The following is a 13,535-nucleotide window of genomic DNA, read 5'->3' on the forward strand; positions in this document are numbered from 1 at the left end:
GTAAAGACGTTTTAAATGATAATATTAAGCTCTGATGGTGGTGGTGGAAGGGTTATGTTTTCTCCTGTATTCTGAGAATGCCCTCCTTGTGTAATGGAAGAGCTTACCCACCTGAAAAATGAAGAAAGCGTAATCGCATCGGTAGTATCTAACTTCACCACGTGATCTGTAAGTTCTTTCAGGAACTGTTCATCAGCTTTAGGTCCTGCAGCACAGCCTACAATTGCTCCAAATTCAAGACCTCTGATCACCGGGATCATCTGTCTGTATTTTTGGATGTCTGAAGGTTTTCCGTCCGTAAATATAAACAGTAACGGTTGCCAGTCTCCTTTGGAATCAGAAGATTCTTTTACAAGTTCTTTCTGAACCAGATCTGCAACCATTTCCAACGCTGCCCCTGTATGAGTAGGACCGCTGTCCGGACAAGTAATTTCCATAGGGTAAAAACTTGCCAGATCAATCAACGGAATGATATTTCTAACTTCTCTATCGAAAGTGATAACGCTTAAATGCAGACTGTCCATTGCCTGCGGATCTGTACGCAACATACTGATCAAACCGTTAAAACCGTTATTGAGAGCCTGAATAGGTTCCCCGTTCATAGAACCGGAAGTATCTAATAAAAAATAGGCTAATAATCTTCTGGCCATGATAAGACAAATATTAATTCTGAACCCGGCGGAGGAAGTCGAAGACATCCAAGCCGGCTTATATGATGTTCAATAAAAATGTAAAACTTAGTTGGAATAGGAGTACTGCTGTCTCAGAATATCAATAAAGTTATCGGTATGATGTGGCTCTCCTACTGCGCGGAATTTCCAGTCTCCGTTGTGGCGGTATGCTTCTGCAAAAACCATTGCACACATTCCATTCATGCTCGCATCACCAGAAAGGCTGTATTTGGTAATTTCTTTTCCTTTTGCATCTACCGCACGGATAAACGCATTTTCTATCATTCCGAAATGTTGATTATTGGTTCTTCCCTGATAAATCGTAACAACAAATACAATTTTCTGATAGCTCTGATCCAGCTGATCCAGCTTAACAATGATCTGCTCATCATCACCGTCACCTGCACCGGTTCTGTTATCTCCTGTCAACCACACTTTTCCACTTGGATGCTGCATAGAATTGAAAAAAACCACATCTCCCTGGTAAAGTCCCATTTGTCTTCCATCATTTGTCTGTACAGTTTTTCCAAGATTAGCAACTTTTCCGTTTCCGTCTAAAAGAAAGGCAATTGCATCAAGATCATATTCTGCTTCTTTACTGAATAATTTTCCAAAGAAGCCTCCTCCGCCCTGCTTTCTTACGTCCCATCCTAAACCAATAGTTACTTGGGAAAGATCATAAACACTTTCTCCACGGTCATTCTTTCTTAAATCGATCGTTTGCCCTTTCTGTAAATTAATTGCCATAGTTATTGTTTTGTGTATTTGATGTTTTTATTTAATGATTTGCCCTTTATAATATTTTTCAAGGAAGAAACCCAGGTCTGCTCTGTATCCTATTCCCGAAGCTTCAAATTTCCAGCTTCCGTTTCTTTTGTAAAGTCTTCCGAACTCAACTCCCGTTTCAATGGAGAAGTCTTCATCCAGCTCATATTTGGCAATTTCCTGATGGGAATTATTATCTACTACTCTGATATATGAGTTTCTTACCTGGCCAAAGTTCTGTCTTCTTCTTTCAAAATCTTCTATAGTAACCACAAACAGGATTTCTTCAACTCTTGAATCTACTTTTTCAAGATCGATAATAATGGCTTCATCATCATCACCGTCACTGTTTTTACCGTTGGGATCATCTCCCGTATGAGTAAGCGCACCATCCGGCGAATGAAGGTTATTATAAAAAACAAAATATTCTTCGCTTACTAATTTTCTGTCAGAATCAATCATGATTGCAGAAGCATCCAGGTCAAAATCGTAACCGGTTCCTTCATTAGGATCCCAGCCTAGCCCAATCGTCATTTTTGTTAATCCTATCTCGATTTTCTGACCTTTCTGTAGATTAATTGCCATAGTGTTTTATATTATGAATTATTTTTTCCATTAAGATAGAAGTGATTTACGAACTGACCAAATTTATTCATGAAAAAATGATTCAAACTGCTCAAATAAGGACATTTAAGTCACAAAACAACATAAAAAAAGGCTCAATATAAAAATTGAACCTTGTATTGTATAAAAATTGTATAAAAATAGATTATATTAATCTTCAAAACTTTTCTCTGAAACAGCAGCATTTCTTGCTCTTGCCAGCATTGGAATAGAAATCAGTCCCATTACCAACATAATAACAATTTGCAGCGGTAAAGAAATGAAGGAATAGGTAAGTCCCATTTCGCCTCCAAAATCTGCGCTTTTTCCTATTGAAATGAAAAGAGCCATAAAACCATACTTCATCGCAAGGTTATACGCTCCGATTCCTCCGCTGGCCGGAATAATCATTCCCAATGTTCCCACTACAATAATGAAAAACCCGTCTGCAAAAGTAAAATTTGAGGTTTCAGGAAGTGCAAAACACACCAGATATGCGGCAAAATAGTAGCAAATCCAGATTCCCAATGTATAAAGAATGAATTTTCCTTTTTCTTTTAATTTAAAGATGGAGGTTAATCCTTCAAAAATTCCATCAATGAAATTAACAATTTTCCCTAAAAACGGAACATCCACAAGCTTTTTTCTAAAAACAAAAAAGAAAATACTCCCTATCACCACTATCAAAAGTAATATCAGCATTTTAGTAGGAATATTTATTCCTGAATTTTTAAAAAAAGATAGAATTGCTTCATATTTAAACAAGAATGTCAATCCAAGAAATCCAAACATACAAACCAGATCTACAACCCTTTCCAAAATAATGGTTCCAAAAGATTTGTCCACAGGTACTTTTTCTACTCCATATAAAGCTGTCGCTCTTGCTACTTCTCCACTTCTTGGGATAGTAAGGTTCATCAGATATCCAAATGATAGGGACCAAAGTGCATTGGAATTTGAAATCCTGTGCCCCATGGGTTCTAACATCAGATTCCAACGAATCGCCCTGAACCAGTAGGCCAAAAGACCAAATACGGATGCAAACAGCACCCAAAGATAATTTGCTTTTGCCAGAGACTTCTTAATCACTTTAAAATCCAGATCTCTTAAAGCAAGCCATAAAAAAAAGCCTGCAAAAGCAAGCGATATTACTATTGTAAGAATTGATTTTAATGGACTTTTTGACGTTTTCTCCATGTATTAGGTAAGAAGATTTGTTTTTTCATCCGGGAAAACTATTTTCGGCTGGAAGTCTTTTGCTTCTTCTGGTGTCATCTGAGCATAGGCAATAATGATAATGATATCATCCCTTTGCACCTTTCTTGCTGCAGGACCGTTCAGGCATACTTCTCCCGATTTCCTTTTTCCTTTAATAACGTAGGTATCGAAACGTTCTCCGTTATTTACATTCACGATATAGACTCTCTCTCCTACTACCAAACCGGCAGCTTCAATAAGATCTTCATCGATCGTTATACTCCCTATATAATTAAGGTCAGAGGCTGTTACTCTTACCCTATGGATCTTAGACTTGAAAACTTCTATTAACATGATGCAAATTTATTAATAAAAATTAATAAAACAGGCCTTTAGTATCATTTTAAAACTCCCACAAACACAGGGGTTTAATTTTATAAAACACAAGGATTTTGAAATTTGCTTATAAAATCAGTAATCATATGCTCAAAAATATTAATTGTTCATACTCAATTTAGGATTTAATAAATACAGGAAATAATATTAACTTTTTGCTAAAGTCAATAAACATAAGCATTTGGCATGATTTTAGTAACCTGTAACGTAGGTTTTTCGTGAAAACACGAATTATCATATTTTAACTATTTTCAGTGAAAAATAAAAAAATTGTATAAGTTTTAATAAAAAAATTGCACAATTAGAAAATAGTATTATATTTGCTATAATTACGAACTAACTTTAATATTAAAAATTATGAACAAGTCTGAATTAATCGACGCAATCGCAAAAGATGCAGGTATTACTAAAGTTGCAGCAAAGGCTGCTTTAGAGTCTTTCATTGGTAATGTAACTACTACTTTAAAGAAAAAAGACGGAAAAGTTTCTTTAGTAGGTTTCGGTACTTTCTCAGTAGCTGAGAGAGCGGCTAGACAAGGTATCAACCCTGCAACTAAAAAACCAATCAAAATTGCGGCTAAAAAAGTTGCTAAATTTAAGGCTGGAGCTGATTTATCTAATGCAGTTTCTGGTGCTAAGAAAAAATAATCATTCAGATTACAAAAAATTCAAAGGCTGTTTCTAAGAAACAGCCTTTTTTTATGATATTATTTTAATTACAGAGGAAATTTAAGACCCATTAACGATAATATCATTATTCAATTGAGCATTTGGATATATAAAAAAATAAAACGGGCTAAAACCCGCTTATTTTGATTTTTTACATTCACATGAATATGTATTGCTGAAAATGATTTAAAAATTAAGGTGCTAATCTTGAAATCTTCCAGTCGAGTTCATCAAGCTGATAGATGATTCTGTCATGAAGACGATTCGGTCTGCCCTGCCAGAATTCTATTTCATAGGGTTTAGCAAGATATCCTCCCCAATTTTCAGGTCTTGGGATCTCACTATTTTCGTATTCCTTTTCCAGTTCTTTTAATTTTTCTTCCAGAAACTCTCTGTTGGGTATTTCCTGGCTTTGCGGAGAAACAGCAGCTCCAAGCTGACTTCCTTTCGGTCTTGAATGAAAATATCCGTCACTTAAATTTTCTGCCACTTTTTCCAGATCTGCTTTGATGATGATTTGTCTTTCAAGATTGGGCCAGAAAAAGTGCAGACAGGCTTTGTGACTGCGTTCTATCGCTTTTCCCTTCTTGCTGTCATAGTTGGTATAAAAAATAAATCCTTCATGAGTATATGCCTTCAACAATACCATCCTCGTACGCGGGCATCCATCTTCTTCTACCGTAGAAACCGCCATAGCATTAGATTCTGAGATCATCGGGCTCTCACTTGCTTCCAAAAACCAGTCTCTGAATTGTTCGATTGGATTTTGTTTTATCTCACTTTCAATAAGTTGGGATTTCTCGTACACTTTTCTTTTGTCGTGCAGGTTTTCCATAAATATTTTTTATTAAATTTGAGTATGAATCACTCATACAAAGGTAAAATATTAATCTCGACCCCTGACATTTCCGGCGATATTTTTTCCCGATCGGTAGTATTGGTAATTGAACATAATGAAAGTGGTGCATTTGGTTTAATCCTGAATAAAAAGAACAGCCAGATGACCAGTAAGTTCAATGATTTTTTCGATTTTAAAATTGAAGTGTATGATGGAGGACCTGTAGAAAATGACAAGGTATTTTTTATTGTAAAAGGGCCAAAAGTTACGGAAGTATATACAGAAATCACTGATGAATACTACCTTACAGAAGACATTGAGCGAATCATCAGTGCGGTGTTGGGTAATGAACTGGATATTCATAATATTAAGATCTTTTCGGGATATTCGGGATGGTCGCCTAACCAGCTTGACACTGAGGTTCAGAGAAAGCTATGGACGGTGGTAGATGTTTATAATTTAGATTATACGCTTCCCAATGATCAGACGCTATGGAAATCTATCATGCAGAACTTAGGTGGTGAGTTTCTTCTTTGGGCCAATTCTCCTGAGGATATTTCCCTGAATTAGAAAATATCAGTAGACAAAGACACAATTAACAAACTTTAAGATTTCATTAACCAATTTTAAAAAAAGTTTTTACGTTCTTTGGAAAACCAAAAACTACTGATATGAAAGCTATTAGACTTTTTACACTTTCTATTTTTTCCACTGCATTTTTATCATTTACACCCATTAGTAAAAAATATATTATCATAGATGCCGGCCATGGCGGAAATGATAAAGGGATGGTTATTGATAATATTAAAGAAAAAGATATTTCCCTGAGTATTGCTAAAGAGATACAAAAACTTAATAAAAGTCAGGATAAGTATGAAATTGTATTAACAAGGGAAACAGACAGCTATCCAAGTCTTTCTGAAAGAACAGAGCAGATCAATAAATTAAACCCTGAGATGGTTATTTCACTTCACGTTAACGGATCTCCTCAAAAAGAAACCAGCAACAATGGAACTGAAATTTATATTCAAAATTCGGAGGTTTCAAAAAAACTGGCAGAAAAAATTGCACAAAAGTTCAACACCAGTAAAGTTGAAGAACGTAATCTTCATATTTTAAGAGAATCTAAGGCTCCGGCTGTTTTAGTAGAAATGGGATATCTTAATAATACAAAAGACAGAGAATTGCTTACCAGTGAAAAGGGGCAAAAAGAAATTGCACAAAAATTCATTGATGTCATCAATGAGTACTAAATAGAGTAAAGAAACAATTTCTGATTTATTCAGAATAAAACCCGGTAAAGGACTTCTGGAACTTTGTTGTTTACCGGGTTTGTCAAATAAATCTTTATTGATGAAAACTGTTTTTCCAACTTTCCACCAATTCCAGGAAGCGGCTGTTTTCAAAAGTTTTATTTCTTATTTTCCCAATTGAGAAGATTCCCTTCTCTTCAGAAATCATCAAAATTTCTTCTGCTTTCTGAGATTCAAAAGCAATAATTTCATGCTCCTGAATATCGGCAAGATTATTTTTGTGCAAGAAGGTTACAAAATTCTCCATAAAAGGCGAAATATAAGCTCCTTCGGTCTGTTTTGGTACTTTGATCACATTACCTTCCAGAAAAAGAAGATTTCCGCTGGTAGTACGTGCTATTCTTTTATTAGGATTTAAGAGAATCACATCATCAAGATCATTTTCCTGTGCATAAATGGCTCCGTAAATATTTTCCGGGCAGTGTACTCTAATATTGCTCAGCAGATTACTATTAACGTTGATTTCTTTAATAAGATCAAGCTCCTGCGGTCTTTGATGAACCGCCAGCACATCATCCATTTCCGTCACTTCATAAAAGTAAGAGACAGAAGACTTCGATAATGTTATTCCATCGTTATTTCTAAATACCTGGAAATTGATAATCCCATTCTTCACTCCTTTGCCATCGATAATATCCTGCTGGAATAATGACTGGAAAAACTCCAATGTGTAGGTAAGAGGAATGTTCATTCTCATCTTTCTCATGGAAGCCATCAGGAAGAAATAGCATTCTTCATCCATGATCAATCCACCGTTTCTTACAAAGAAAGAAACCTTCACTGAGTCTCCAAAAAGAAAGGCTCTATTCTTTACACTTAAATCGTTTGATGTAAAATATTGATTTTCCAATTTTTGATGTGATTTATTTATAAAAAAATAATGAACGATAAATCGTTCATCAGTTTTATCATTTAATACAGTACGGCATTATGCAGCACCTAATTTTATTCTGAGATTTTCAATAAGATTTTCCCAATACATCGCGTTTTCGTCTTCGTCTCCGTCTTCACAGAAATCTGTAATATTCAGGGCTAAATCTTCAGTAATATCATCAATTGTGATTGTCATCTCAAAGAAATTCTTAGTTCCCTCATCTTCTTCCCATCTAAAACGTACGAAACCTTCAGGCTTATATCTGATCAAAGTGGCCTTTTCAGCAGGACCTCCACCCCAGCTAAAAAAGAAATCATCGCCTTTCTCTGTTACCTCATCCGCAAACCATTCAGACAACCCCTCTGCAGTAGCCAGATATTCGTATAAAATCTCTGATAAACAGTGCATTGGAAATTCGTAATGGACTTTATGTTTCGCCATATAATCTTTGTTTTATCGTCCCGCAATATATAAATTAATTTTTTTATTACGCAAAAAAACAATTACTTTTTTAAGAGATCTGTATGATATTTATCACCGGATCGAAATCTATATTTAAGGGTCTCTGAATGTTTAGAAAAGCCATGCAAAACATAAAAAAACCTCTCCGTTTTGGAGAGATTCTGTATTTAATTTTCGTTAAGAACATCAAGGATTATCTGGCATCCTTCTCTTATTTCGTCTAAGGATAATGTAAGAGGAGGTGAGATTCTCAGGTACTCATTTCTGTACAACTGCCAGAAAACGATAAGTCCTTTTTCCATACATTTTTTAGCAACGTCTAACGTATATTCTGGTGTTCCCAGATTCACGGCAAGCATTAATCCTTTACCGTTTATATTTTTAATTTTAGGATGAACCAACAGTTCTCTGAAGAGTTTTTCTTTTTCTTCAACTTCGTTCATTAAACCGCTTTCCAAAACTTCTTTTAAGGTAGCATGGCTGGCTGCTGCAATAAGCGGATTTCCTCCAAAAGTGGTAATATGACCAAGTTTAGGAGAATGTGAAAGGCTTTCCATAATTTCTACAGAACTCATAAAGGCTCCTACCGGTACTCCACCACCCATTCCTTTTCCCATCACTAAGATGTCTGGAACGATACCAAAATGTTCGAATGAGAACAATTTTCCTGTTCTTCCGAATCCTGGCTGGATTTCGTCTAAAATTAAAAGAGCACCTACTTCTTCGCACCTTTTTTTCAGTTTGATCAGATAGTCATGATCCGGCACAAGGAATCCCGCTGCTCCCTGAATGGTTTCCAGGATGACACAGGCTGTTTTTTCCGTGATCTTATCAAAATCCTTTTCATTGTTGAATTCGATGAAAGAAACCATCGGTAAAAGGGGACGAAATTCTCTTTTATGGCTTTCGTTTCCGGAAACACTTAACGCTCCATGGGTATTTCCGTGATAAGAGTTTTTAAAGGAAACAATTTCTTCTCTTCCTGTATATCTTTTAGCCAATTTTAAGCTTCCGTCAATGGCTTCTGCTCCACTGTTGACAAGATAAGTAACTTCCAAAGGTTCGGGGGTAGCTTCTGCAAGCAGTTTACATAATGCTACAGGTTTTTCCTGTGCATATTCTCCATATACCATTACGTGAAGGTATTTGTCCGTCTGCTCCTTGATCGCATTTACAATCTTTGGATGTGAATGTCCCAAAGTATTGGCAGAAACTCCTGCAACGAAGTCCAGATATTTCTTTCCGTCTTTTCCGTAAATGTAGCTACCTTCTGCTTTTTCAACTTCAAAACCAGCCGCAAATTTGGTGGTTTGAGCCTGATATATAAAAAAATCTTTATGCATTTCCATTGTCTCCAAAAATTTCAGCAAAGCTATAAAAGATTCATTAAACGCTAAAATTAATCCACAAAAAAAGACCAGTCTTCACTGGTCTTTTATATTATTTTCTTGTTCTTTTTGGTTTTTTAGCCTCTTCTTTTGCTCTTTCGTCATCTATTGCTTTTTGAGCTTTATCAAACAGCTCATTATCTGCAGAATATTTAACTTCCTCATAATTCGGAGTATCTACCAGAATATCCTGCCATTTCCTGATACGGTCTTTGGTGTTCCAATTGAAATCCAGGAATTTTCTTCTCACAGGTTCTATCTTGCTCATCGGATAAGTGTCAGAAGTAGCACCAATACTACATGAAATAATCTGTAAAGCTCTTTCTTCGAATAATGCACCTATAATTCCGCAGGCAGAAAGTGTGATTCCTATTCTTTCCGGTTTTTTGGTTTCCTGATCGGTATCATCTACATATACTATGGATTGGGCATTTCCAACTACTCTGGCTTCTTTAATATCATTCTTTTCATAGTACACCGTCATAAATTTCCCTTTTACCTGGTTGAATTCATCTTTCAGGTTTAAAGAATCTACTTTACTTATCGCAAAGGCGTTACCGATTACTTTCAGAGAGTCTATATTTTCACTTTTGGTATTAAAGTAAGCTTCTATTTTATCTCCTGTCACCTGTTTTTCTCCACTCCAAAGGATGGGTTTAGTATACATATGCATTACTCCATCCGTTTCGTTAAACGCAATAGAATCTGCTCTTCCCTGTGCATTGGATTTGTAAATACGGGCTTTTTTATAAGCTCTTAAATAGCTTTTCTTTACTTTGATATCTAATGAATCTGGTCTTTGGTAGGAGATAATTTTTTCTGCTGCAAAATACACAGAATCCTTTTCCATTATTTTGACAGCGTATGGATTTTTGGTCATCATCGAAGAGTCTTTTTTCTCAAAAATCTCTCCATAGCCGCCTTTTATATATCTTCTTTCTTTAGGATCATCAAGGGTTACATTTCCCGTTGCTTTTCCGAAACCTGTCAACTGGTTGTAATACATATCGTCTCCTGTCAGGATCTTATCATTATAGAAAATCTTAGGATTTTTTGTTAGATAAGCCTCCTTGGATTCCATTTTATAGGTTCCTTTTTCGGTGTAAACCCTATTTTTAGGATTAGATCGGTTGGTAATGGTTGAAGGGCCCGAAAAATCTACAATTTTTGTATTCTGATTCTGCTTAATATTGGGGCCTTCTATAATATACTGTGGAGTATCTATCTTTACATTTCCTGTAAGATCTACCACTCTTGTATTAAGAAAGTAAGTTCCTACTTTAGCATATGTTACGTTTTGGCCATCAGAAATGGTTCCTCCTGTATTAAAGTATGCCTGACTTGCAAGTCTGTCGTAGTAAAGGATATCTGTTTTTATGGTTTGTTTTGGATCGGTAAGAACAACGTTCTTCCTCGCCACACCTTTCTGGGTATTGGCATCATATTCCATTTCTCCTGCGGTAATAACAGATCCGTCGGCGTTTTGAAGTCTGGTATTCCCTATTGCTTTTACAAAGTTTTCTTCATTATAAAGAACCACTTCATCGGCCGTAAGAATAGATCCTTGGTGCTCAATCTGCACATTACCTGTAAAATACTGATTACCATCATATTTTGACTGATCTTGGATAATTTTATCCGCATGGACAATTTTTATTTTGTCTTCAGGTTTCAGCTGTTGCTGGGTTTTTACGGGTGAAGCAGGCTTTAAATAAGGATCTCTCTTCACAGGAGGTTTATCCTGCGCAAAACTCAACGCAGAGATAAGGATAAACAGAAAAAGGATTTTTCTCATTAATTAGTCATTCTTAGTGCCATAGAAATATAGCGAATGAGAATCAATTTTTACGCCAAATGCTTCTTCAATGGCTTCTTTGATTCCTTGGATTCTTGGGTCGCAGAATTCAATAATTTCTTCAATTTCTTTGTCAGAGTCTTTTTTGTAGATCACCAGGTGGTCATGTTGTTTGTCAAAATAAGACTTTTCGTAAGATGAAGAGGTCAATGTTTTTTCTCCGAACTGATGCTTACGGATCAAACCTGCATCGAGGAAAATTTCAATAGTGTTGTAAATAGTCGCTTTAGAAACATGATACTTTTTCTGCATCATCAGAAGATACAGATCATCTACATTAAAGTGATGATCCATATTATAAATTTCTTCTAATATTGTATATCTTTCAGGGGTGTTTCTGAAACCTTTTTCTAATAAGTAGTTTCTCAACACGTCCTTGATCAAAGCTATATTTTTTTCTTTTTGTACTGTATCCATTAAAAAAATTATCTACAAATTTATTGATTTTTATTTAAATAGACAGTATGCTTAAGCAGTCTGTAACTTAAGAGTTGTGACGGAAGTACCCTGACTGCTCTATTTTATTATCGTATACAGTAAGTTCGGTGATCGGTGCAGATTCTACTTCAACATTGTGAGAAGATACTCCCCAAGCCTTAAAGTCATCACTTCCGATATACTTCACAAAGTTGTAAATATTAAGGATAATCTTCTGTTTAACAGTTAAAAGGATATCGTTGATATAGGTGTTATCTATGATCACATATTTCAAATCCGGAGGTATCTCGTGAGATCTTAAAGAAGGATGACTGCTTCTTGAAGGAATGGTACCATCAGCCATTAAGTCCTTCAATACCATGTTGAAATAATCATTAATTCTTCGGTCTACCTTGAAACCTAAAAGGAAATTGATTTTATAAACGGTTCCCGGAAGAATTTCGTCTACTGTATATTTGAAAGTATATGGATCTTCCTGGTTTACAATACTTAATATAAAGTAATGATCTGCTCTTTTCGGCTGTTTTTTGATGATGGAATAGATAATTTTGGATTCTACTTCATCATTTCTTTTGGCTCTGCTCAAATAAGCAAGATTGGTTGCGTATTTTGGAATGGTTTCATCCAGCTTCATATCTTTAAGAATAGAAACATATTTTTCAATTTTCACAAACTGGATAAATCGTGTCTTGATCAATCGCCCGTTATACCAAGCATACATAGAAACCCCGATAGAACCTGCCAATACGACAGTAATCCAACCACCTTCCATGAATTTAATAATATTGGCACTGAAGAAACCTAATTCAATAGCCATATATACCATTGCGAAAAACAGGATCAGTACTTTGCTTACTCTGTGTTTTAACAGCCAGAAAACCAATAATACGGTGGTCATCAACATGGTGACTGTAATGGAAAGACCATAAGCTGCTTCCATTTTTCCAGACTCTCTGAAATGTAGCACTACAATAATACAAAGAATTAAAAGCCCCCAGTTGATTCTCGGAATATACATCTGTCCTTTAACTCCGGAAGGATAATCAATTTTTTGATTAGGCCAAAGATTAAGAGACATAGCTTCAGAGAAGATGGTAAAAGAACCCGTAATCAATGCCTGACTCGCAATAATTGCTGCTGCCGTCGCTAAGATTACCCCTGGAATGATCATCCATTCTTCCATAATTCCAAAGAAAGGGTTTACTACGGAGAAACCAGGTTTGCTATAATTAGTCAGAAGCCACGCTCCCTGTCCAAGATAATTTAAGATAAGCATTACCTTAACAAATCCCCAGCTTACTCGTATGTTTTTGGCTCCGCAATGTCCTAAATCGGAATACAAAGCTTCGGCTCCTGTTGTACAAAGAAAAACAGCTCCCAAAATAACAATCGCACTTGGAGAATTTGCAATAAGTTTATATGCATAATAAGGGTTGAAAGATCGTAGGATCTCAAAATTCTCACTCAAATGCATTACTCCCAAACCTCCCAATACAAGGAACCAAACCACCATTACAGGTCCGAAAAACTTACCAATAAAGCTGGTTCCGAACTGCTGCACCACAAAAATGGCTATCAGAATTCCAATGGTAATAGGGACAACAGGGGTATGAGGGTTATAAATTTCAAGACCTTCAATAGCTGACATTACTGTAAGGGATGGAGTAATCACTCCGTCTGCGATCAATGCAGCTGCTCCTATAATGGCGATGAGATACAACCATCCTTTTTTAAGATTTCTAACGAGTGAAAAGAGTGCTAAAATTCCTCCTTCTCCTTTGTTGTCTGCTCTTAAAGCAATGATCACATATTTGATTGTGGTTTGAAGAGTGAGGGTCCAAATAATACAGGAAAGTGCCCCTTCGATGTACTCGTTGAAAGGCATATTACTGCCTTGAGATCTTGCATTCACGATTGCCTTCATTACGTAAAGCGGTGAGGTACCAATGTCCCCAAAAACAATTCCCAAAGACACTAAAACTCCAATAAAAGAAAGTTTCTTTATGTCAAAATGATAACCATCTTCTGTAACTTCTGCCATAACAGATTATTTATTTTAAAGGCGC

At 35.9% G+C, this 13,535-nt stretch carries 15 protein-coding genes; 3 read left to right on the forward strand and 12 right to left on the reverse strand.

Going from position 1 to position 13,535, the window contains the following annotated elements; translation table 11 throughout:
* Window positions 1–11: 11 nt before the first annotated feature.
* The 5 genes from ACL9RH_RS13235 to panD form a co-directional block, all read right to left on the reverse strand.
* Entirely contained in the window at window positions 12–650 is a 639-nt protein-coding gene (locus ACL9RH_RS13235) for a vWA domain-containing protein (RefSeq protein ID WP_422693844.1), read from the reverse strand.
* 87 nt (window positions 651–737) lie between these two features.
* Window positions 738–1,418 carry a TerD family protein gene (locus tag ACL9RH_RS13240; protein ID WP_422693845.1) on the reverse strand — a complete coding sequence of 227 codons (681 nt, stop codon included), beginning with the start codon at window positions 1,416–1,418 and terminating at the stop codon, window positions 738–740.
* Window positions 1,419–1,445: 27 nt separating this feature from the next.
* Window positions 1,446–2,021, reverse strand: a complete 576-nt coding sequence (locus ACL9RH_RS13245; RefSeq protein WP_422693846.1) for a TerD family protein — start codon at window positions 2,019–2,021, stop codon at window positions 1,446–1,448.
* 189 nt (window positions 2,022–2,210) lie between these two features.
* A complete protein-coding gene (locus tag ACL9RH_RS13250) occupies window positions 2,211–3,236 on the reverse strand; it encodes a lysylphosphatidylglycerol synthase transmembrane domain-containing protein (protein ID WP_422693847.1) in 1,026 nt (341 codons plus the stop codon).
* A gap of 3 nt (window positions 3,237–3,239) precedes the next feature.
* Window positions 3,240–3,590 (reverse strand): aspartate 1-decarboxylase, encoded by a 351-nt coding sequence (gene panD, locus ACL9RH_RS13255; protein WP_029294648.1) that lies wholly within the window; start codon window positions 3,588–3,590, stop codon window positions 3,240–3,242.
* A 399-nt stretch (window positions 3,591–3,989) separates the two neighbouring features.
* Between panD and ACL9RH_RS13260 the strand changes: the two genes are divergently transcribed.
* On the forward strand, window positions 3,990–4,280 hold the full coding sequence (locus tag ACL9RH_RS13260; protein WP_002976900.1) for an HU family DNA-binding protein: 291 nt from the start codon (window positions 3,990–3,992) through the stop codon (window positions 4,278–4,280).
* A gap of 214 nt (window positions 4,281–4,494) precedes the next feature.
* On the opposite strand, the gene pdxH is transcribed toward ACL9RH_RS13260, so the two are convergent.
* Window positions 4,495–5,136 (reverse strand): pyridoxamine 5'-phosphate oxidase, encoded by a 642-nt coding sequence (pdxH, locus tag ACL9RH_RS13265; RefSeq protein ID WP_422693848.1) that lies wholly within the window; start codon window positions 5,134–5,136, stop codon window positions 4,495–4,497.
* 24 nt (window positions 5,137–5,160) lie between these two features.
* Here pdxH and ACL9RH_RS13270 point away from each other — a divergent pair, with 24 nt between their 5' ends.
* Both ACL9RH_RS13270 and ACL9RH_RS13275 read left to right on the forward strand, forming a co-directional pair.
* Window positions 5,161–5,709: a YqgE/AlgH family protein gene (locus ACL9RH_RS13270; protein WP_422693849.1), complete on the forward strand. Its 549-nt coding sequence runs from the start codon at window positions 5,161–5,163 to the stop codon at window positions 5,707–5,709.
* Between the two features lie 101 nt (window positions 5,710–5,810).
* Window positions 5,811–6,392, forward strand: a complete 582-nt coding sequence (locus ACL9RH_RS13275) for an N-acetylmuramoyl-L-alanine amidase family protein (protein WP_422693850.1) — start codon at window positions 5,811–5,813, stop codon at window positions 6,390–6,392.
* A gap of 94 nt (window positions 6,393–6,486) precedes the next feature.
* Here ACL9RH_RS13275 and ACL9RH_RS13280 read toward each other — a convergent pair whose 3' ends face one another.
* From ACL9RH_RS13280 to ACL9RH_RS13305, 6 genes are all read right to left on the reverse strand, one after another.
* A complete protein-coding gene (locus tag ACL9RH_RS13280; RefSeq protein WP_422693851.1) occupies window positions 6,487–7,302 on the reverse strand; it encodes an aminotransferase class IV in 816 nt (271 codons plus the stop codon).
* Window positions 7,303–7,380: 78 nt separating this feature from the next.
* A complete protein-coding gene (locus tag ACL9RH_RS13285) occupies window positions 7,381–7,767 on the reverse strand; it encodes an START-like domain-containing protein (RefSeq protein WP_422693852.1) in 387 nt (128 codons plus the stop codon).
* Between the two features lie 188 nt (window positions 7,768–7,955).
* Window positions 7,956–9,131, reverse strand: a complete 1,176-nt coding sequence (locus ACL9RH_RS13290; protein ID WP_422693853.1) for an aspartate aminotransferase family protein — start codon at window positions 9,129–9,131, stop codon at window positions 7,956–7,958.
* 97 nt (window positions 9,132–9,228) lie between these two features.
* A complete protein-coding gene (locus tag ACL9RH_RS13295; protein WP_422693854.1) occupies window positions 9,229–10,971 on the reverse strand; it encodes an OstA-like protein in 1,743 nt (580 codons plus the stop codon).
* 3 nt (window positions 10,972–10,974) lie between these two features.
* Entirely contained in the window at window positions 10,975–11,448 is a 474-nt protein-coding gene (locus ACL9RH_RS13300; protein WP_027374694.1) for a Fur family transcriptional regulator, read from the reverse strand.
* Window positions 11,449–11,515: 67 nt separating this feature from the next.
* Window positions 11,516–13,510 (reverse strand): KUP/HAK/KT family potassium transporter, encoded by a 1,995-nt coding sequence (locus ACL9RH_RS13305; protein ID WP_422693855.1) that lies wholly within the window; start codon window positions 13,508–13,510, stop codon window positions 11,516–11,518.
* Window positions 13,511–13,535 lie beyond the last annotated feature (25 nt).

Source organism: Chryseobacterium sp. Mn2064, from assembly GCF_049319685.1.
Taxonomy (GTDB): Bacteria; Bacteroidota; Bacteroidia; order Flavobacteriales; family Weeksellaceae; genus Chryseobacterium.

Bases quoted from the DNA above. Each gene is read 5' to 3' on its own strand.
- ACL9RH_RS13235 (WP_422693844.1), bottom strand. From the start codon at position 650: ATGGCCAGAAGATTATTAGCCTATTTTTTATTAGATACTTCCGGTTCT.
- ACL9RH_RS13240 (WP_422693845.1), bottom strand. From the start codon at position 1,418: ATGGCAATTAATTTACAGAAAGGGCAAACGATCGATTTAAGAAAGAAT.
- ACL9RH_RS13245 (WP_422693846.1), bottom strand. From the start codon at position 2,021: ATGGCAATTAATCTACAGAAAGGTCAGAAAATCGAGATAGGATTAACA.
- ACL9RH_RS13250 (WP_422693847.1), bottom strand. From the start codon at position 3,236: ATGGAGAAAACGTCAAAAAGTCCATTAAAATCAATTCTTACAATAGTA.
- panD (WP_029294648.1), bottom strand. From the start codon at position 3,590: ATGTTAATAGAAGTTTTCAAGTCTAAGATCCATAGGGTAAGAGTAACA.
- ACL9RH_RS13260 (WP_002976900.1), top strand. From the start codon at position 3,990: ATGAACAAGTCTGAATTAATCGACGCAATCGCAAAAGATGCAGGTATT.
- pdxH (WP_422693848.1), bottom strand. From the start codon at position 5,136: ATGGAAAACCTGCACGACAAAAGAAAAGTGTACGAGAAATCCCAACTT.
- ACL9RH_RS13270 (WP_422693849.1), top strand. From the start codon at position 5,161: ATGAATCACTCATACAAAGGTAAAATATTAATCTCGACCCCTGACATT.
- ACL9RH_RS13275 (WP_422693850.1), top strand. From the start codon at position 5,811: ATGAAAGCTATTAGACTTTTTACACTTTCTATTTTTTCCACTGCATTT.
- ACL9RH_RS13285 (WP_422693852.1), bottom strand. From the start codon at position 7,767: ATGGCGAAACATAAAGTCCATTACGAATTTCCAATGCACTGTTTATCA.
- ACL9RH_RS13290 (WP_422693853.1), bottom strand. From the start codon at position 9,131: ATGCATAAAGATTTTTTTATATATCAGGCTCAAACCACCAAATTTGCG.
- ACL9RH_RS13295 (WP_422693854.1), bottom strand. From the start codon at position 10,971: ATGAGAAAAATCCTTTTTCTGTTTATCCTTATCTCTGCGTTGAGTTTT.
- ACL9RH_RS13300 (WP_027374694.1), bottom strand. From the start codon at position 11,448: ATGGATACAGTACAAAAAGAAAAAAATATAGCTTTGATCAAGGACGTG.
- ACL9RH_RS13305 (WP_422693855.1), bottom strand. From the start codon at position 13,510: ATGGCAGAAGTTACAGAAGATGGTTATCATTTTGACATAAAGAAACTT.